Raw genomic sequence first — 18,654 nt, forward strand, 5'->3', positions numbered from 1 at the left:
GTGGCCTACTCGGCGGACCCCTCGCCTGGCACGGCCTTCGCCTTGCGCTTCATGTTGCGGCGGATCATGCCGAGATCGGCACCGCCGATGAGGAAGGCGACCGAGAAATAGACGACCATGGCGAAGCCGATCAGAAGGCCGAGCGCCGCCAGCTGTTCGAGGAGCGGCGAGGATGGCGCGAGCCGGTCGGCGAGGAAGCCGGAGGCGTATTCCAGCGACACGGCCATGACGAGGGTCGCGACGATGAGGCGCGCCACGCGCCAGGCAAGCGCCCGCTCCAGCGGCCAGTGACCGCGCCGCACCAGCGTCACGAAGAGAAGCAGCGCTGTCAGCCAGCCGGAGACGGCCTCGGCGGTGGCAATGCCGCGCTCGTGGAAAAGCGGGAAGAGCGAGACGGCCAGGATGCAGTTCACCACCACCGACAGCATGGTGATGCGCATCGGCGTCTTGGTATCCTCGCGCGCGAAGAAACCGGGATTGAGCGCCTTGATCATCACGAAGCCCGGCAGGCCGAGGCCATAGATCGCGAGCGTCCCGGCGACGATCGAGGTCGTATCGGGGCTGAAGGCGCCGCGCTCGTAGAGAACCCGCACGATCTCATCCGAAATGACCCAGAGCGCGCCCGCGGCCGGCAGAGTGAGGAAGAGCACGAACTCCATGGAGCGGTTCTGGATGTTCGCCGCCTCGATCCGGTGCCCGCCCTTGAGCGCACGCGCGAGCTCGGGCAGCAGCACCACGCCGACGGCAATGCCCACGACGCCGAGCGGAAGCTGGTAGACGCGGTCGGCATATTGCAGGGCCGCGATGGCGCCGTCCTTGGTGGAGGCGATCATCTGGCCGATCAGCTGGTTGATCTGGGTGATGCCGCCCGTCACGGCCGCCGGAAAGGCCAGCCACAGCAGACGCTTGACGTTCGGCGTCATGCGCGGCCTGCGAAAGCCGATCCGGATGCCGGCGTGGCGCACACCCGCGTAAAGCACCGCCATCTGCAGCAGCCCCGCCACCAGGACGCCCCAGGAGAGATACCAGGCCGTATCGAGCGGCGAGGCACCCTGCCAGAGCGCGTAGCCCAGCGCGCCGATCAGCACGACATTGAGGAAAACGGGCGCAACGGCGGCGGCGAAATAGTGATGCAGCGAGTTCAGCATGCCCGAAAGCATGGCCGTCAGCGACATGCACATGAGATAGGGGAACATGACGACGGCCAGCTTCACCGTCACGTCGAACTTCTCCGCGTCGCCCACGAAGCCCGGCGCGATGATCCAGGCGACGATGAGCGGCATCAGCAGCTCCATCGCGATGGTCAGCAGAAGCAGGACCGTGAACAGGACGCCGAAGACCTCTTCGGAGAAGCGCTTGGCGCCATCGACACCGCCTTCCTCGATCTCCTTGGCGAAGAGCGGCACGAAGGCGGCGTTGAAGGCGCCTTCGGCAAAGAGGCGGCGGAAGAGGTTCGGGAAGCGGAAGGCGGCATAGAAGGCATCCGCCATCGGGCCCGTGCCCAGCGCGGCCGCCATCAGCGTCTCACGGGCGAAGCCGAGCACGCGGCTGCCGAGCGTCGCGCCGCCCACCGTCGCGAATTTCTTGACCAGACTCATTGTTCTGCCCTGACCTTTTTCGGCGTCGCGGGCACCGGCGCGATCATGCCGGACGGCATGCGGTCGCGCAGTTCGTCCGCCTCATCCGCCATGACGGCCTTCAGCCGCGCGATGATATTGGCCTGCCGGTTGTCCGTCGTGATCTTCTGGCCGACCAGATCGGTGACGTAGAAGGTGTCGATGACCTTCTCGCCGAAGGTCGTGATATGCGCCGAGGCAATATCGAGCGACAGGTCGGACAGGACGGCCGTGACCTCCGACAGCAGGCCGGGCCGGTCGAGGCACTCGATCTCGATGACGGTGAACTTGTTCGACAGCGTGTTGGAGATGGTGACGGCCGGCGAGACGGTGAAGGTGCGGCTGCGCTTGCGGCTCTTGGTGCGCGTGGCGATGACTTCCGGCAGGCGCTTGCGGCCGGACAGCACGTCCTCGATCATCTTGCCGATGGTGCCGGCTCGACGCATCTCGTCGGAATCGTTGGGGAATTCGCGGTTGACGAGGATCGTGTCCAGCGCGCGCCCATCGGATGTGGTGAAGATCTGCGCATCGACGATGTTGGCGCCGGCCGCCGCGCAGGCGCCGGCAATCACGGTCAAAAGCCGCGGATGGTCGGGCGACAGCACCGTGATTTCGGTGATGGCGTGGAAGGAGTGGGTGCGCACCGTCGTCGCCAGCGTCTGGCGCGCCCGGTCGGCCTCGCGGATGAAGGCCGCATGCCGGACCTGATCCTCCAGCGAGACCGTCAGCAGATAGGGATCGTAGTTGAGGTTCGCATAGGTCTTGCGATCCTTCTGGCTCCAGTCGGCCGGCAATGCCTTGAGCAGCACCTCGCGCGCCGCCCGCGCCCGCTCCTTGCGCGACAATTCGGAGAAGCCGCCGGAAATCAGAAGCTCGGTCTCGTAGTAGAGGGTGCGCAGCAACTGGCCCTTCCAGCCGTTCCAGACGCCGGGGCCGACCGCGCGGATATCGCACACCGTCAGCACCAGCAGCATCTTCAGGCGCTCCAGCGACTGCACCTTGTCGGCGAAGTCGACGATGGTCTTGCGGTCGTTGAGGTCGCGGGTCTGTGCGACCATCGACATGGTCAGATGCTCCTGGATCAGCCAGACGACCAGCTCCGTCTGCTTCGGCGAGAGGCCGAAACGCGGGCAGAGCTTGCGGGCGACCTTCGCCCCGGCCACCGAATGATCCTCGGGACGGCCCTTGGCGATGTCGTGCAGCAGCACCGCCACATAGAGCGCGATGCGGTCCTCGATGGCCGGCATCACCTGGTAGCTGAGCGGATGGGCCTCCTTCTCGCGGCCCTGGTCGATGCTTGCCAGCACGCCGACAGCGCGGATCAGGTGCTCGTCGACCGTATAGTGGTGATACATGTTGAACTGCATCATCGCGACGATCTTGCCGAATTCCGGGATGAACCGGCCAAGCACGCCCGCCTCGTTCATGCGGCGCAGGCTGAGCGCGGGATCGCGCGGCGAGGTCAGGATGGACAGGAAGAGGCGGTTCGCCTCCTCGTCCTCGCGCAGGGCGGCATTGACGAGCTTCAGCGAGCGCGTGACCTGCTTCAGCGCATCGGGATGGAATTCCAGCCCGTTGATGTCGGCGATGTGGAACAGCCTGATGATGTTGACCGGATCGCGCTTGAAGACATCCGAACCGGCGATGGTGATGCGGCCGCGGTCCTCGACGAAATCCAGCGTGCCGGGGATCTTGCGCGTGCGGTGGGTGAAGCGGCTGATCGCCGCGGTCAGGCCCGGCGCTTCCTTGGCCTGCTGGTCCTCCAGCGTCGCGCAGAAGATGCGCGTGAGGTCGCCCACGTCCTTGGCGACGAGGAAATAGTGCTTCATGAAGCGCTCGACGGCCGAGAGGCCCGGATGCGGCTGGTAACCGAGGCACTCGGCGATCTCGCGCTGGATGTCGAAGGACAGCCGTTCTTCCGCCTTGCCGGTCAGGAAATGCATGTGGCAGCGCACGGCCCAGAGGAAGTCGTCCGCCTTCTGGAAGAGCTTGTATTCCTGCCGCGAGAGCACGCCGAGCTTCACCAGTTCGGCCGGATCACGGATGTGATAGAAGTATTTGGCGATCCAGAACAGGGTGTGCAGGTCGCGAAGACCACCCTTGCCTTCCTTGACGTTCGGCTCGACGAGGTAGCGCGTGTCGCCGGCCTTGCGATGGCGCTCGTCGCGTTCGGCGAGCTTGGCGGCGATGAATTCCGGGCCGGTGCCGCGCACGATCTCGCGGTCGAAGCGCACGCCCAGCTCCTCGAAAAGCGCGACCGAGCCGCAGATGAAGCGTGCCTCCAGGATCGCCGTGCGGATCGTCATGTCGCCCTTGGAAAGCTGGATGCATTCCTCGATGTTGCGGGTCGCATGGCCGACCTTGAAGCCCAGATCCCACAGGATGTAGAGCATGAACTCGATGGCCGGCTCGCTCCAGGCGGCGGGCTTTGCCGGCAGCAGGAAGAGCAGGTCGATATCCGAGCCCGGCGCCAGCGTGCCGCGCCCGTAGCCGCCGACAGCCGTGACCGTGATGCGCGCGGCGGGCGATGCCTGACCGGCGCTGAAGACATGGTTCAGCGTGAAATCGTGAAGGACCGTTATCAGCTGGTCCTGAAGCCAGGAGATGCGCGCGGCGCATTGCAGGCCGCTGCCGTCTGAAAACAGCAGCTCGCGTGCCCGCTCCCGGCCTTCGCTATTGGCCTTCTTGAACTCGGCCAGGAGCGCGCTGCGCATGCGGTCGCGATAATCGGCATTGGCACTGGCAATGAATTCGCATCTTGCGCGCAGTGCAGGCACGTCGAGAAGGCCGGATTCGGCCGGTGCCAGAAGCTTCTTTTCCATCGGATTCCGGCTTGCGTCCCGCTTGTCGTCCATCGCCCGTTCGGTGCGCATGCCTATAGACCCTTTCGGCACGCGAGGACAATCACCCTAGCCGTTACCGGTTGCCAAGTTCTTTCTTCAGCGCATAGAGCGCATCCAGCGCCGCGCGCGGCGTCATGTCATCCGGGTTGAGGTCCTTCACCAGTTCCTCGACCTTCGACGGAGCGGAGCTGCGCTGCACCTCTTCGCGGCGCACCGCGACCTGGAACAGCGGCAGATCGTCGATCAGCTGGCTTGCCGGGTTCTTGCGGTCCGCATCCTCGAGCTTTGCGAGCACATCCTTGGCGCGCGCCACGACCGAGGCCGGCAGGCCGGCAAGACGCGCCACCTGAATGCCATAGGAGCGATCCGCAGCCCCCGGGCCCACCTCGTGCAGGAAGATCACGTCGCCGTCCCACTCCTTGACGCGCATTGTGGCGTTGGAAAGGCGCGCGAGCTTCTCCGACAGCACCGTCAGCTCGTGGAAATGCGTGGCGAACAGGCCACGGCAGCGATTGGCCTCATGCAGGTGCTCGACGGCGGCCCAGGCGATAGACAGGCCGTCGAAGGTCGCGGTGCCGCGGCCGATTTCATCAAGAATGACAAGCGAGCGGTCCGTCGCCTGGTTGAGGATCGCCGCCGTCTCGACCATCTCGACCATGAAGGTCGACCGGCCGCGCGCCAGATCGTCGGATGCGCCGACGCGCGAGAACAGCCGGTCCACAACGCCGATATGGGCGCTTTCGGCCGGCACGTAGGATCCCATCTGCGCGAGGATGGCGATCAGCGCATTCTGGCGCAGGAAGGTCGACTTACCGCCCATATTGGGACCGGTCAGCAGCCAGATCGCACCGTGGCCCTTGCCGTCGTGGGGCGAGAGATCGCAGGAATTGGCGACGAAGGCGGTGCCGCGCTGGCGGCGCAGCGCCTGTTCCACGACCGGATGCCGCCCGCCGACGATGGCGAACATGGTCGAGGCGTCCACAACCGGCCGGCAATAGGCCTGCTCTTCCGCCAGGGCCGCCAGCCCGACGGACACATCCACCACGGCAAGCGCGCGCGCCGCCGCCTTGATCGCCTCGGCTTCGGCCACCACCGCCTCGACCAGACCGTCGAAGGCGGCAAGCTCGATGGCCAGCGCCCGGTCGGCGGCATTGGCGATCTTGGTTTCGAGTTCGGAGAGCACCGTCGTGGTGAAGCGCATGGCGCCGGCCATGGTCTGGCGGTGGATGAAACGCGCCTTGGCCGCGTCGCTGTCGGTCAGCGCCGCGGCGTTTCCGGCCGAAACCTCGATGAAGTAGCCGAGCACGTTGTTGTGCTTGATCTTCAAAGACTTGACGCCCGTCTCCTCGGCATATTCCAGTTGGAGGCCGGCAATGACGCGGCGGGACTGGTCGCGCAGCGCCCGCATCTCGTCCAGCTCGGCATCGGCCGCCTCGCGGATGAAGCCGCCGTCGCGCTTCAGAAGCGGCAGTTCGTCGGCCAGCATGAAGGCGAGGCGATGCGACAGATCGAGCGGCAGCGTGGCGATCGCGTCGCGCGCGGCGGCCAGCTCGCCCTCCAGCGCCTCGGATGCCATCAGGCGGGCGATCTCGGCAGAGGTGGAAAGCCCCTGGAGGATCGCGCCCAGATCACGCGGGCCGCCACGGCCGAGCGCGATGCGCGAAAGCGCGCGCGGCATGTCGGGCAGCTGCTTGAGGGCGCGGCGCAGGTCCTCGCAGAAGGAGGGCCGGTCGGCGAGCGTCGCAATCGAATCGAGCCGGGCATTGATCGCCTCGGGGTCGGTCAAGGGCGACATCAGACGTTCGGCGAGAAGACGCGCGCCGCCGCTCGTGGCGGTGCGGTCGATCGCCTTCAGAAGCGTGCCGCTGCGCTCGCCCGAGAGCGTGCGCACCAGTTCGAGATTGGCGCGGGTGGCGGGATCGATGAAGAGCGTCGAGGCCGAGCTTTCGCGCTCCGGCCGGCCGAGCGGCGGGCGCTCCGCGATCTGGGTTTTTTCGACATAGGCGACGGCGGCGGAGGCCGCAGCCATCTCGGCGCGCGAAAACGTCCCGAAACCGTCGAGGGTGGACACGCCGAAATAGCGCGCGATGCGGCCTTCCGCCGTGGCGCTGTCGAACAGCACGGCCGGCTGCGGCACGGCCACGCGGCCGAGAACATCGAGCACCGGGCGGAAATCGGGATCGTGGAACAGGGTATCCGGCACGATCAGCTCTCGCGGATCAATGCGCAGGATATCGGCCAGAAGCTGGCCCTGCGCGGTCTCCGACAGGCGGAAGATGCCGGTCGAGATATCGATCCAGGCGAGCGCCATGGAGGGTTCCGCCCCGCCGCGAATGCGCGCGACGGCCATCAGGTAATTGGCATCCGAGGGCGAGAGCAGCTTTTCCTCGGTCAGCGTGCCCGGCGTGACGAGGCGCACGACATCGCGGCGCACCACGGATTTCGAGCCGCGCTTCTTGGCCTCCGCGGGATCCTCGACCTGCTCGCAGACGGCGACGCGGAAACCGAGCGCGATGAGCCGTTGCAGATAATCGTCCGCCGCATGGACCGGCACGCCGCACATGGGAATGTCGAGGCCCATATGCTGGCCGCGTTTCGTCAGCGTGATGCCGAGCGCGCGCGAAGCGTCCACGGCATCCTGGAAGAACAGCTCGTAGAAATCCCCCATGCGGTAGAACAGCATGCTGTCGGGATTGGCCGCCTTGATCTCGATAAACTGCTCCATCATCGGCGTGGCCGATGCGCGGCTTTCGTCGGAGGCGAGTTCGGCCGTCGACAGGATATCGTTCGGTCGTGCGATCTGGTCGTTCACGGAGAGTCAGTTCTTCCCAAAAAAGAGGTGTCACCCTAGCCATGTGCCGCTATAGAAAACAACACCTGCGTGGAGGTGTGGGCCTATCGCCCACAGGAGTATGAAGGGGGACAGCATGCCGGGAACCGCCAAATCCGATCGCCAGAAGGCCAGCGTCACGGACATCGAAGCGCTGGATTTCCACTCGTCCGGCCGTCCGGGCAAGCTGGAGATCACGCCGACCAAGCCGATGGCGACGCAGCGCGACCTGTCGCTCGCCTATTCGCCCGGCGTGGCCGTGCCCGTGAAGGCCATCGCCGAAGACCCCTCCACCGCCTACGACTACACCACGCGCGGCAACATGGTCGCCGTCATCTCGAACGGCACGGCCATTCTCGGCCTCGGCAATCTCGGCGCGCTTGCCTCCAAGCCGGTCATGGAAGGCAAGTCGGTGCTCTTCAAGCGCTTCGCCGACGTCGATTCCATCGACCTCGAGGTCGATACGGAGAATGTCGACGAGTTCATCAACTGCGTGCGCTATCTCGGCCCCTCCTTCGGCGGCATCAACCTCGAGGACATCAAGGCGCCCGACTGTTTCATCATCGAAAGCCGCCTGCGCGAGCTGATGGACATCCCGGTCTTCCACGACGACCAGCACGGCACCGCCATCATCGCCGCCGCCGGCCTCATCAATGCGCTGGCGCTGACCGGCCGCGACTTCAAGACGACGAAGCTCGTCTGCAACGGCGCGGGTGCGGCCGCCATCGCCTGTATCGAACTCATCAAGGCGATGGGCTTCGCTCCCGACAACGTCATCCTCTGCGACACCAAGGGCGTCATCTACCAGGGCCGCGAAGACGGCATGAACCAGTGGAAATCGGCCCATGCGGTCAAGACCGACCGCCGCTCGCTGGCCGAGGCCATGGCGGGCGCCGACGTGGTGTTCGGCCTCTCGGCCAAGGGCGCATTCTCCGAAGAGATGATCCGCTCGATGGCGCCGCGCCCGATCATATTCGCCATGGCCAATCCCGACCCGGAAATCACGCCCGAGGAAGTCGCGCGCATCCGCGACGACGCCATCGTGGCGACGGGCCGCTCGGATTATCCGAACCAGGTCAACAACGTGCTGGGCTTCCCCTATATCTTCCGCGGCGCGCTCGACGTGCGGGCCTCAACCATCAACGATGCGATGAAGATCGCCGCCGCCGAAGCGCTCGCCCATCTCGCGAAGGAAGACGTGCCTGACGACGTGGCCGCCGCCTATCAGGGCGTGCGCCCGCGTTTCGGGGCGCAATACATCATCCCGGTGCCCTTCGACCCGCGCCTCATCTCGGCCATACCCGTCGCCGTGGCCAAGGCGGCGATGGAAACGGGCGTGGCGCGCAAGGACATTCCCGACCTCGACGCCTATGCACGCGACCTTAAGGCACGGCGAGACCCGATCGCCTCGACGCTGCAGCAGATCTATGCCCGGGTGCGCCGCCAGCCGAAACGCGTCGTCTTCGCCGAGGGCGAGGAAGAGCAGATGATGCGCGCCGCCGTGTCCTATGCCAACCAGCAGCTCGGCACCGCCATCCTCGTCGGCCGCGACGACCGGATGCGGGAGATCGCCGAACGCGCCGGCATCGATCTCGACCGGCCCGGCATCCAACTGCTCAATGCCCGTATCTCGACGCGCAACGACGCCTATATCGACTATCTCTATGCCCGCATCCAGCGGAAGGGTTTCCTCTACCGCGACGCGCAGCGCATGATCCATAACGACCGCAACCATTTCGCGGCGTGCATGGTGGCCCTCGGCGATGCGGATGCGATGGTGACGGGCCTGACCCGCAACTATTCCACCGCGCTGGAAGACGTGCGGCGCTGCATCGATCCCAAGCCCGGCCATCGCGTCATCGGCGCGTCGCTGGCGCTCTGCCGCGGCCGCGCCGTGCTGGTGGCCGATACCGCCGTGCACGACATGCCGTCGTCCGAAGAACTGGCCGATATCGCGGAGGAAGCGGCGGGCCTCGCACGGCGTCTCGGCTACGAGCCGCGCGTGGCGATGCTCGCCTACTCCACCTTCGGCCATCCGTCGGGCGAACGCTCCGAGCGGGTGCGCGAGGCGGTGAAGATCCTCGACCGCCGCCGCGTCGATTTCGAATATGATGGAGAGATGGCGGCCGACGTGGCGCTCAATCCGCGCATCATGGAGCAATATCCATTCTGCCGCCTCTCCGGCCCCGGCAACGTGCTGGTGATGCCGGCGTTCCACTCGGCGTCGATCTCGACCAAGATGCTGCAGGAACTCGGCGGCTCCACCGTCATCGGCCCGCTTCTGGTCGGCCTCGACAAGTCGGTGCAGATCGTCTCGATGGGTGCAAAGGATTCGGACATCGTCAACATGGCGACGCTGGCCGCGTATAATTCGGGCGGTTAAGGCAGTAGGCAGTAGGCAGTAGGGAAGCGCAACACACCTACCGGTTATTGGCTACCGCCTCATTCCTCAGCTCGCGAAACGCCCGGCATCCGCGCCATAGTAATTGAGATAGCGGCCGGAAATCTGGCCGATCGGCAGGACGATCAGCACGTCCGTCGTGTTGAAGGCGTGGTCCACGACCGCGCCGCTGCCGATGGTCGCGCCGAGCCTCAGGTAGCCCTTCACGAGCGGCGGCATGGCCACCAGCGCCTTGCGCGCATCGATGCCTTCCGCCGGCATCAGGTCCATGACGCGGAAGAGTTCCGGCCGGGCCGAAACGCTCCAGTCGTCCTTGGCCTGCACATTGTGGTGCAGGAAGGAAAGCGCCAGCGCGTGCTCCTCCGGCACCGTGCCGTGGAAGGAGGCGCAGCCGAACATCACGTCCACGCCATGTTTCAGCGAATAGGCCCAGGCGCCCTGCCAAAGCAGCTCGACCGTGCGCTTGGTGCGATAGGCCGGCAGCACGCAGGAGCGGCCGAGCTCCATGAAGCGCTTGTCGGGATGGCGGGCGACCAGGGCGTCGACATCGAACTCGGACTGCGAATAGAAGCCGCCGGAAACGGCCGCCACATCCTGCCGCAACAGCCGGTAGGTGCCGACGATCTGCTCCTCGGCATCGCCCTCGATTGCGGTATCGAGCACGAGCAGGTGGTCGCAGACCATGTCCCAGGCATCGATGTCGCGCTTGCGGCGCACGGCATCGGGCGAAAGTTGGGCGTTCATCTCCTCGACGAAGACGCGGTAGCGTACGGCCTGCGCGGCATCGATCTCGGAGACGGAGCGCGCCAGACGGGTTTCGAGATTGCCAATGCGGCCGAGCACGTCCGACGCCGGCCGTTCCGTTGCCGGGGCGGGCTTCTGAGCGATCTCCGCGGGAGCGATGGTCTGGGAGAGTTCGATCGTCATGGCAGTCTACCCGTTGATGAGCTTCGCGACTTTAATCACGATTCTGCAACAGGATAATGACGTAAAGCTGGCTTGGATAGGGCAAAGCCGCCGGGGTGGCCGTCAGGCCCGTGCGCGCCGGGCGATCCGGGCGATTTCTCCCAGAAGACGCGCGGGATCGGCGGGCTTGGCCAGCACCGCATCGGCGCCGATGGAAAGGAGTTCCTCCGCTAGGCCCGTGCGGTTGTCCGCCGTCAGCACCATCACGGGAAGGCGGGCATTGCCGTAATCGCAGCGCACGATCCGGGCGATCATCTCCTGCCCTTCACCGCCCGGCATGCCGAGATCGGTGACGATCAGTTCAGGCGCAAACGGCCCCGCATCCGTCGCCCCGCCGAGCGCGGAGACAAGAGCCGGATAATCCGGCACGTGGCGTACCGTATGGCCGGCGCGTTCCAGGACCGAGCGCACCAGCATGGCATTGACCGGATCGTCCTCCGCCAGCAGGATCCGGATGCCCGAGGAGGCCGCCGCACGCGGGTCCGGCGCCACCGGCGGAGGGTCCTTCAGGATCGGGCGGTTGTCGTTGATCGCGTCGCGCACCTCGACCCCCTTCATCCGGCCGCGCAGCACCTCGACGAGCGAACGCTCGCGCAGCGGCCGGATCAGCCAGGAATCGTACCCCTCGCCCTTGCCGATGGCGCGGCTGCCGCGATCCTCGGGATTGACGAGATAGATGCGGCGGGCGGCGCTCTCGCGCAGAAAGGCCATGTCGGCCAGTTCGCGGCGGAAGACCCCGGCCAGGCGGTTGTCCACGATGATATCGGTGAGGGTTTCTCCCCGTGCGGCCAGGTGGCGCATGACGTTTTCGGCCTCCTCGACGGAGGTGGCGAGATGGCAGGCGCCGCCGAGCGCGCCGATGGTGCGCACCAGCGCCGCCGAGGCGGGACCCGCCGGCGCGAGCAGGAAGACGAGGCTGCCGCGCAGCACGCTCTTGCGCGTGCCGCGAGAGGCGCGCAGCCGCGCCTCCACCGGCATGCGGATGGTGAAGGTGCTGCCCCGGCCGGGGGCGCTCTCCAGCGTCAGGGCGCCGCCGGCCTCGGAAAGGATGCGTGCCGAGATGGCGAGCCCCAGCCCCGTGCCGCCGCTGCGCTGCGCCGCACTGCCGGTCTGTTCGAATTCCTCGAAGATGCGGGCCTGCTCGTCCGGCCGCATGCCGGGCCCCGTATCCGTCACCCGGATGACGATGGCATCGCCGTCGAGCATCGTTTCCAGCAGGACACCGCCGGTATGGGTGAATTTCACGGCATTGCCGACGACATTGTAGAGCACCTGGCGCAGGCGCGCGGCGTCGTAGAGAAGAAGGCCCGGCACATCCGCGGAGACGAACGAACCGATCTCGATCCCCTTTTCATGGGCGCGCGGCGACAGCATCTCCACGACGCTTTCCAGCATCGGACGCACCGGCTCTTCCGACGGCCGCAGCTGGAAGCGGCCTGCCTCGATGCTGGAGAAATCCAGGAGGTCGTCGACGAGCTGCACGAGCGCATGCCCGGACTGGCGCATGCCGGCGAGGTAGTTCTTCTGCTCGGCCGTGAGCCGGGTCTGGCCCAGGAGATGGGACATGCCGAGGATGCCGGAAAGCGGCGTGCGGATTTCGTGGCTGACGGTGGCCAGCAGGCGAGACTTGGCGGCACTCGCCGCCTCCGCGCGCTGGCGGGCCTTCTCGCGCTCGCCTTCCGCCCGGCGTTCTTCCGTCACGTCGCGCGCAATGGACTGCACCACCAGTTCGCCCGACGCGGGATCGCGCACCGTGACATCGTGCCAGGAATAGATGCGCATGCCAGACGCGGTTTGCACGTCGACATCGTAGCGATGTGCGCTTGCCTGCGAACGGAAGGAGAGGCCGAGCGCCTCCAGCGTGCGGCCTTCGACATCAGCGACGCCCGTCAGCGCACCCAGAACGGCATTGGCCCGCAGGATGCGGCCATCAAGGGTGCGGGTGACGATGATATCGCCCAGCACGTCATGGATCGCGGAAAGGATTTCGGAGGTCTCGCTGCGTTCCCAGCCGCGGTCATGCATCGTCTCGATGCCGGCGGGCGGCCGGCGGGACAGGAAGAGGAACATGGCGCCGGCTATGCCCGTGAGACCAAGACCGGCGGCAGCGATGTAAAAGCCCGACGCCATGCCGGTGATCAGGACCAGCGCGGCGCAAAGCAGACCGACGCCGGCGATGACGGCGCGGATCGCCGCATGGCTTTCCCGCGCGGGTGCGGCGGACGCTGAGGCGTCGCGCGTGACCTCTCCATCCGGGCGGCCGTGAGCCGGCCGGGACGGCGCCTCGGCGAATTCGGCCTGAAGCCGGCTCTGTAGCTTGACGGGTTCGCTCATGGGATCCGCTTATCATGCGGACCGTTCAAATCGGCTTCAGCAAGTCGCTAAAAGTTTAGCGATCCTTACGGCGCAGCAGAAGCAGTTCGTCGAGGATCACCAGGCCTGCGCCGATGGTGATGAAACTGTCGGCGAGATTGAACACCGCGAAGGACCATGTCTCCGTGTAGAACAGGATATAGTCGATCACATAGCCGAAGAGCGCCCGGTCGATGAGGTTGCCGAAGGCGCCGGCGATGATGAAGGCGTAGCCGGCATGGGCGAAGCCGCGCTCCTTCGGCGTCTGCCGCCACAGCCAGGCGACGAAAGCCACGACGAAAAGGCGCAGCGTCACGATCAGCCAGCCCTCCAGGCCCGACAGCATCGAGAAGGCGACGCCGTAATTGTAGGTGCGGTAGAGCGCCAGCATCGGCACGACATGCACCGCCTCCTGGAAGGGAAGCCACATCTCGACGGCGAATTTCACCGCCTGATCGAGCAGCAGCGCGAGCAGGATGACGATGATGACCGGCACCGGCCGGGACATGAGGGGAATGCGATTGGTCATGCGCGGTCGTCCAGCGTCAGCAGGTGGCGGCGCGCCTCGAAGAGCATGACGCCGGTTGCGATGGCGAGGTTGAGCGAATCCGCAAGGCCCGCCTGCGGAATGCGGGCCAGCGCATCCGCCTCGCTCGCCAGCGTATCCGGCAGGCCGGACTGCTCGTTGCCCATCAGGAGCACGACGGGCTTCGTCTTGTAGTCGATGGTGCGATAATCGACGGCGCCGGCGAGATGGGTCGCAACGACGCGCACGCCCGCCCCCTTCTTCCAGGCGAGGAAGTCCGCCACGCTGGCCCTGACCAGCGGCACGGCGAAGACCGATCCCATCGTGGCGCGCACGGTCTCCATCGAGAACGGGTCGGTGCTTTCGCCGACGAGGATGACGCCGCTCGCACCCGCGGCATCGGCCGTGCGGATGATCGTGCCGAGATTGCCGGGATCGCGGACGCGATCGAGCGCGACATAGGTCTCGCCGTTTCCGGGCCTCACGTCGCGCAGGTTCGTCCAGCGCTGGGTGAAGATGCCGACGACCATCTGCGGATTGTCGCGCCGCGTGATCGAGGAAAGCACCTTCTCGCTCACCTCCAGCACCAGACCGCCGCGCGCCACCGTCTTCGTCGCGCATTGCACGACCTGCGGCTTGTCCTTGACGTTCTTGGCATAGACCAATGTGCGGATCTCGAAGCCGAGCTCCAGCGCGTCGATGACGAGCTTGAGGCCTTCGGCCATGAAGCTCTTCGTCTCGTCGCGGTGCTTCTTGTCGGACAGCGCCTTGATGTCCTTGACGATCGGGTTGGAGAGGCTCGTGACCTCCTTGACCTGCCCGACGCGGCGCGTTCCCTGGTGATCGTGGCTCATGCGCTGATCCATCGGCTGAAGAGGGAGGTGGAGAGCGCGCGGCCGGCTTGCCTGCCGTCCGTGCCGCTCTCGCGGATGACGAGTTCGCCCGATTCCACCGTGCCGCCGGCGCCGCGCATCGTCTCGCGCATCAGCTCGTGGATCGAATAGAAGCTCGCGCGGATCGAATAGGCGGTCAGCACGAGGCCGATGGCTTTCGGCGACAGGATCTCGCGGCAGACATCGAGCATCAGCGGAAGATGGTCGAAGAGATGCCAGACCTCGCCATTGGGACCACGGCCGAATTTCGGCGGGTCGGTGAGGATGATGTCGTATTTGCTGCCGCGGCGTTCCTCGCGCTGGATGAACTTCATCGCGTCTTCACAGATCCAGCGGATCGGCAGCTTGTCCATGCGGCCGAGCGCCTGGTTCTCGCGCGCCCAGCCGATCGCCTTCTTCGAGGCATCGACATGGGTGACTTCGGCCCCGGCGGCGGCGGCCACCAGCGAAGCCACGCCGGTATAGCCGAAGAGGTTCAGCACCTTGACCGGCCGGCCGGCCGTCTCGACCTTCTCCTTCATCCAGCTCCAATGCGCGAGCTGTTCGGGGAAGACGCCGACATGGCGGAAGGCGGTGAAGCGGCCATGGAAATCGACACCCAGGAGCTGCATCGGCCAGGTTTCGCCGAGAGCCTCCCGGGGAAACTTCCAGCGCCCCATGCCGTCCTCGTCCGTATCGCCGGTGAAGAGGGCGTCCGCCTTGTCCCACAGGTTGTCGGGCAGGCTGCGCTGCCAGAGCGCCTGGGCTTCCGGGCGCACGATGCGATAGGGGCCGTACTGCTCCAGCTTCTCGCCGGCGCCAGTGTCGATGAGGCGATACTGATCCGAACCCGCCGTTTCGAGAATGACCGGCACGCGCTCGGCCGGTTTTGACCCGTCGCGGCGCATCAGCGGGCGTGCGGGCGCATCCGGCGCCGGGCGCGGCTCCTTCTTCGCGGCGGGCTTCGCGACGGTGGTCTTTACGGCCGGGGCCTTCTGCGTCTGCGGCCGCGGGGATCCGTGTGGCTTGGCGGGGGCGGCGGGGCCGCTTTTCGGCCGGCGGTGTCTGTCCTTCACGATGGATCGTCCGTCGTCGGTTGGAAACTGGCCGGCAACGCCGGAAAACAAGCGGCTCCCATACCATCCCTCCCCCACTTGGCAAAGCGCTTTCCGATGACGATAACTTGAGACTACACAAGGGAGAATCGCAGATGGACCTGACCGGTGAGGAACGCATAGCCGCCCCGCGCGATGCGGTGTGGGCCGCTCTCAACGATCCCGACACGCTGAAGGCCTGCATTCCCGGCTGCCAGGAGATCGTCCGGCGATCGCCGACGGAGCTCGACCTGACCGTGAAGTTCAAGATCGGCGTGGTTTCGGCCACCTTCAGCGGCGAAGTCACCCTCTCGAACCTCAACCCGCCCGAAAGCTACACGATCACGGGCGAAGGCAAGGGCAGCATTGCCGGCCTCGCCAAGGGCAGCGCGGATGTGCGGTTGATCGAGGACGACGCGAGCACGATCCTCGCCTATGACATCCACACGCAGGTTGGTGGAAAGCTCGCCCAGTTCGGCTCGCGCCTCATCGGTTCCTCGGCCAGAAAACTGGCGATGCGCTTCTTCGCCGATCTCGAGGCGCGGCTGAACGGCAGGGCCGCCTAGATCACTTTCCCGGCGACGGCAGGACGGCCTGCGAGGCGATCGCCTCGGCGCGGGTGCGGTGCTTTTCGGCCTCGCTGTGCCATTTCACCGCCTCGTTGGCCTCGATACGGGCACGCTTGCGGTACTTGCCCTGGGTAAACCAGGTGATCAGCGCACCCAGCACAAGGCCGAGGATCGTCGCGAGGAATAGGTAGACGAAGAAGGGCGCGGTGACGGACAGCACGCTGTCTTCCGGCCGGAAGGGGTTGAGCGCCAGGGTCACGGGCTGGCGATTGGCGACCGACAGAACGATCAGCAGGATGCCGATCGGGATCAGCACGACGACGTTGAAAACTCTCTTGACCATGACGTCACCTTTCCGGCGCGAGGCGCCCGTGGGCGCCCTGCCTCCATTCCTGCGGCTCCGCGCATAACCCCGCGAAACCCTTGGCTAATCGCCTCAATCGTCCTGGTCGGCCTGACCGGGATTGAGGCGTTCACGCAGTTCCTTGCCGGTCTTGAAGAAGGGGACCCACTTCTCTTCGACGAAGACCGCGTCGCCGGTGCGCGGGTTGCGGCCGGAGCGCGAGGGGCGGTTCTTGACCGAAAAGGCCCCGAAGCCGCGCAACTCGACCCGATTACCTGCGGCAAGCGCATCGGTGATCTCGTCGAGCACGGCATTGACGATATTCTCGACGTCGCGATGGTAGAGGTGTGGATTGCGAGCGGCGACAATCTGAACCAGTTCGGACTTGATCACTGTATCCCCCTCAAAAACTCTTGTTTTTCAATCATGGTCAACCTGCCAAACGGAGACAAGACCGTCAAGAAACAACTTTTGGCCGCCCAGTTTTTCGATTGTCGGCTGCAGGTCGAGCGGCATGCCGAGAAGCGACCGGACGAAATCGAGCGCGCCTGAACCGAGGAACGGGAAGCCAGTGCGGCCGGCCGGCGCGTAGTCGATGACGGGAAGGTCGGCCGAGACCTTGCGCTCGGCAAGATAGGCGCGGATCGCCTCCGGCCCGCCCAGCGTGTCCACCAGCTTGGCGGCGAGCGCCTGCCGGCCGGTGAAGATGCTGCCGTCGGCAAGGCGCAGCACCTCGGCGCGCGGCAGTTTGCGGCGCTCGGCGACCAGGTCGACGAACCAGTCGTAGCTGTCCATCACCATGGCGCGGATCATGGTCTTGGCCTCTTCGCTGGCGGGATGGAACGGCGACGGCTCGGCTTTCAGCGGCGCCGACTTGATCTCCTCCAGGGAGACGCCGACCTTGTCCATGAGGTCCTTCAACTGCGGATACTGGAAGAGAACGCCGATGGAGCCGGTGATCGAGCTTTCACCCGCGATGATCGTATCGCCGGCGGTTGCGATCATATAGCCGGCGGAGGCGGCGAGTGTGCGCACATCCGAGACGACGGGCTTCTTTTCCGCCACCTTGCGCAGCGCCTTGAAGATGACCTCGCCGCCATAGGTCGTGCCGCCCGGCGAGGAAATCGTCACCACCAGGGCTTTTGCGCGGTCGTTCTTGGCGATGCGGTCGAGGCGTTCCAGCAGGTCCTTGTCGTCCTGGATGATGCCGGAAATCTCGACGCGCGCGATATGGTCGCCAGCGCCCGCATCCGGCCAGCGCCAGGCGACGGCCGCAAAGATGACGGCAAGCGCGATCAGGATGGCGACGACGCGCCAGAACGTGAGTTTGCGACGCAGCTGCCGGCGGTCGGCGATGGCGGAGTGATCCATTCCCTGTCCTCATTCCCTATGGAAGCCGACCCTTGGGTGACTTGCCGAAGGCCCTATCGATATGGCATTGGCCGTGCAAATGGCAATTCGTCGCTGAACTTTCTTGGCATCCATTGTTTGTTCAGGAATAATCGCCATATGGGAGCCGTTACCAGGGCGACCCGATTTGCCGATACTCGAATTCAAGCAGGCAGGATGCTGAACAGCGCGGCAGACACATCGACGGGTGCGCAGAGCACAGGCAATTCCGTGGAGGCCTACCGCCTCGCGACGCGGCACTCCTCGCGCGTGCGCCTGCTGAAGATCGCCCTGCCTGTGGCCGCCCTCATCATCGGCGCCGTCTTTGCCGTGGTTTCCATCGTGCGCACCTATCTCCCCTCCGATCTCCAGGTGGAGAGTGCATCGATCGAGGACGGCAAGATCGTGATGCGCAATCCGGCCATCGCCGGCCGCAACAAGGACGGCATCAGCTATTCCATGAAGGCCGAACGCGCGCTGCAGGACATGAAGCAGCCCGACGTCATCGAGCTTCACGACATCCTCGCGAAAATGCCGATGAACGAATCCACGGTGGCGGAAGTCGTCGCCCAGAACGGCATCTACGACCGCGGCCGCAACCTGCTCGACATGGTTGCGCCCTTCACCATCCACCTCAATACCGGCCTCGATGCCGCCTTCCAGTCCGCCCAGCTCGATATCAATGGCGGCACGATGTCGACGGACAAGCCCGTCTCGATCAAATCCAGCGGCGCATCCATTGTTGCGCAGTCGCTGCGAATGACGGATAAAGGCAAGGTCGTCGTCTTCGAGGGCAAGGTCGTCGTCGATGTCGACCCGGCCGCTATCCGCAACAAAGAACAGTAAGAGCCCC

At 65.7% G+C, this 18,654-nt stretch carries 13 protein-coding genes and 1 pseudogene; 3 read left to right on the plus strand and 11 right to left on the minus strand.

What is annotated here, in order from left to right; translation table 11 throughout:
* Nucleotides 1-5 precede the first annotated feature (5 nt).
* From murJ to mutS, 3 genes are all read right to left on the minus strand, one after another.
* Nucleotides 6-1,598, minus strand: a complete 1,593-nt coding sequence (gene murJ, locus B5M41_RS14665) for a murein biosynthesis integral membrane protein MurJ (RefSeq protein ID WP_134648035.1) — start codon at nt 1,596-1,598, stop codon at nt 6-8.
* Nucleotides 1,595-4,438 carry a [protein-PII] uridylyltransferase gene (locus B5M41_RS14670; protein ID WP_134648224.1) on the minus strand — a complete coding sequence of 948 codons (2,844 nt, stop codon included), beginning with the start codon at nt 4,436-4,438 and terminating at the stop codon, nt 1,595-1,597. Before B5M41_RS14670 ends, murJ begins: the two co-directional genes overlap by 4 nt.
* 94 nt (nt 4,439-4,532) lie before the next feature.
* Nucleotides 4,533-7,271: a DNA mismatch repair protein MutS gene (gene mutS / locus B5M41_RS14675; protein ID WP_230640093.1), complete on the minus strand. Its 2,739-nt coding sequence runs from the start codon at nt 7,269-7,271 to the stop codon at nt 4,533-4,535.
* A gap of 115 nt (nt 7,272-7,386) precedes the next feature.
* On the opposite strand from mutS, the gene B5M41_RS14680 reads away from it, so the two are divergent.
* A complete protein-coding gene (locus B5M41_RS14680; protein WP_134648037.1) occupies nt 7,387-9,672 on the plus strand; it encodes an NADP-dependent malic enzyme in 2,286 nt (761 codons plus the stop codon).
* Between the two features lie 66 nt (nt 9,673-9,738).
* Here B5M41_RS14680 and olsB read toward each other — a convergent pair whose 3' ends face one another.
* The 5 genes from olsB to B5M41_RS14705 form a co-directional block, all read right to left on the minus strand.
* On the minus strand, nt 9,739-10,617 hold the full coding sequence (gene olsB, locus B5M41_RS14685) for a l-ornithine N(alpha)-acyltransferase (RefSeq protein ID WP_134648039.1): 879 nt from the start codon (nt 10,615-10,617) through the stop codon (nt 9,739-9,741).
* Between the two features lie 102 nt (nt 10,618-10,719).
* Nucleotides 10,720-12,990, minus strand: a complete 2,271-nt coding sequence (locus B5M41_RS14690; RefSeq protein WP_134648041.1) for a hybrid sensor histidine kinase/response regulator — start codon at nt 12,988-12,990, stop codon at nt 10,720-10,722.
* A gap of 55 nt (nt 12,991-13,045) precedes the next feature.
* Complete coding sequence (gene lspA, locus B5M41_RS14695) at nt 13,046-13,537, minus strand: signal peptidase II (protein WP_134648043.1); 492 nt, start codon at nt 13,535-13,537, stop codon at nt 13,046-13,048.
* Nucleotides 13,534-14,388, minus strand: coding sequence for a TrmH family RNA methyltransferase (locus tag B5M41_RS14700; protein WP_134648045.1), 855 nt, complete (start codon nt 14,386-14,388; stop codon nt 13,534-13,536). The genes lspA and B5M41_RS14700 overlap by 4 nt, the downstream gene beginning before the upstream one ends.
* Complete coding sequence (locus tag B5M41_RS14705; protein ID WP_329959094.1) at nt 14,385-15,482, minus strand: class I SAM-dependent methyltransferase; 1,098 nt, start codon at nt 15,480-15,482, stop codon at nt 14,385-14,387. The genes B5M41_RS14700 and B5M41_RS14705 overlap by 4 nt, the downstream gene beginning before the upstream one ends.
* Nucleotides 15,483-15,616: 134 nt before the next feature.
* Here B5M41_RS14705 and B5M41_RS14710 point away from each other — a divergent pair, with 134 nt between their 5' ends.
* Complete coding sequence (locus B5M41_RS14710; RefSeq protein ID WP_134648047.1) at nt 15,617-16,066, plus strand: CoxG family protein; 450 nt, start codon at nt 15,617-15,619, stop codon at nt 16,064-16,066.
* Nucleotide 16,067: 1 nt separating this feature from the next.
* On the opposite strand, the gene B5M41_RS14715 is transcribed toward B5M41_RS14710, so the two are convergent.
* The 3 genes and pseudogenes from B5M41_RS14715 to sppA all read right to left on the minus strand — a co-directional run bounded on the left by B5M41_RS14715 (nt 16,068) and on the right by sppA (nt 17,783).
* Nucleotides 16,068-16,412, minus strand: coding sequence for a LapA family protein (locus B5M41_RS14715; protein WP_134648049.1), 345 nt, complete (start codon nt 16,410-16,412; stop codon nt 16,068-16,070).
* 93 nt (nt 16,413-16,505) lie between these two features.
* Nucleotides 16,506-16,814 (minus strand): annotated as a pseudogene (locus tag B5M41_RS14720) (integration host factor subunit beta); the annotation flags it as partial.
* Nucleotides 16,815-16,832: 18 nt separating this feature from the next.
* Nucleotides 16,833-17,783 (minus strand): signal peptide peptidase SppA, encoded by a 951-nt coding sequence (gene sppA / locus B5M41_RS14725; protein WP_134648051.1) that lies wholly within the window; start codon nt 17,781-17,783, stop codon nt 16,833-16,835.
* Between the two features lie 195 nt (nt 17,784-17,978).
* On the opposite strand from sppA, the gene lptC reads away from it, so the two are divergent.
* Nucleotides 17,979-18,647 carry an LPS export ABC transporter periplasmic protein LptC gene (gene lptC, locus B5M41_RS14730; RefSeq protein WP_134648053.1) on the plus strand — a complete coding sequence of 223 codons (669 nt, stop codon included), beginning with the start codon at nt 17,979-17,981 and terminating at the stop codon, nt 18,645-18,647.
* Nucleotides 18,648-18,654 lie beyond the last annotated feature (7 nt).

Source organism: Shinella sumterensis (genome assembly GCF_004514425.2).
Classification (GTDB): Bacteria; Pseudomonadota; Alphaproteobacteria; order Rhizobiales; family Rhizobiaceae; genus Shinella; species Shinella sumterensis.

Bases quoted from the DNA above. Each gene is read 5' to 3' on its own strand.
- sppA (WP_134648051.1), bottom strand. From the start codon at position 17,783: ATGGATCACTCCGCCATCGCCGACCGCCGGCAGCTGCGTCGCAAACTC.
- B5M41_RS14670 (WP_134648224.1), bottom strand. From the start codon at position 4,438: ATGGAAAAGAAGCTTCTGGCACCGGCCGAATCCGGCCTTCTCGACGTG.
- murJ (WP_134648035.1), bottom strand. From the start codon at position 1,598: ATGAGTCTGGTCAAGAAATTCGCGACGGTGGGCGGCGCGACGCTCGGC.
- lptC (WP_134648053.1), top strand. From the start codon at position 17,979: ATGCTGAACAGCGCGGCAGACACATCGACGGGTGCGCAGAGCACAGGC.
- lspA (WP_134648043.1), bottom strand. From the start codon at position 13,537: ATGACCAATCGCATTCCCCTCATGTCCCGGCCGGTGCCGGTCATCATC.
- olsB (WP_134648039.1), bottom strand. From the start codon at position 10,617: ATGACGATCGAACTCTCCCAGACCATCGCTCCCGCGGAGATCGCTCAG.
- B5M41_RS14690 (WP_134648041.1), bottom strand. From the start codon at position 12,990: ATGAGCGAACCCGTCAAGCTACAGAGCCGGCTTCAGGCCGAATTCGCC.
- B5M41_RS14715 (WP_134648049.1), bottom strand. From the start codon at position 16,412: ATGGTCAAGAGAGTTTTCAACGTCGTCGTGCTGATCCCGATCGGCATC.
- B5M41_RS14710 (WP_134648047.1), top strand. From the start codon at position 15,617: ATGGACCTGACCGGTGAGGAACGCATAGCCGCCCCGCGCGATGCGGTG.
- B5M41_RS14680 (WP_134648037.1), top strand. From the start codon at position 7,387: ATGCCGGGAACCGCCAAATCCGATCGCCAGAAGGCCAGCGTCACGGAC.
- B5M41_RS14700 (WP_134648045.1), bottom strand. From the start codon at position 14,388: ATGAGCCACGATCACCAGGGAACGCGCCGCGTCGGGCAGGTCAAGGAG.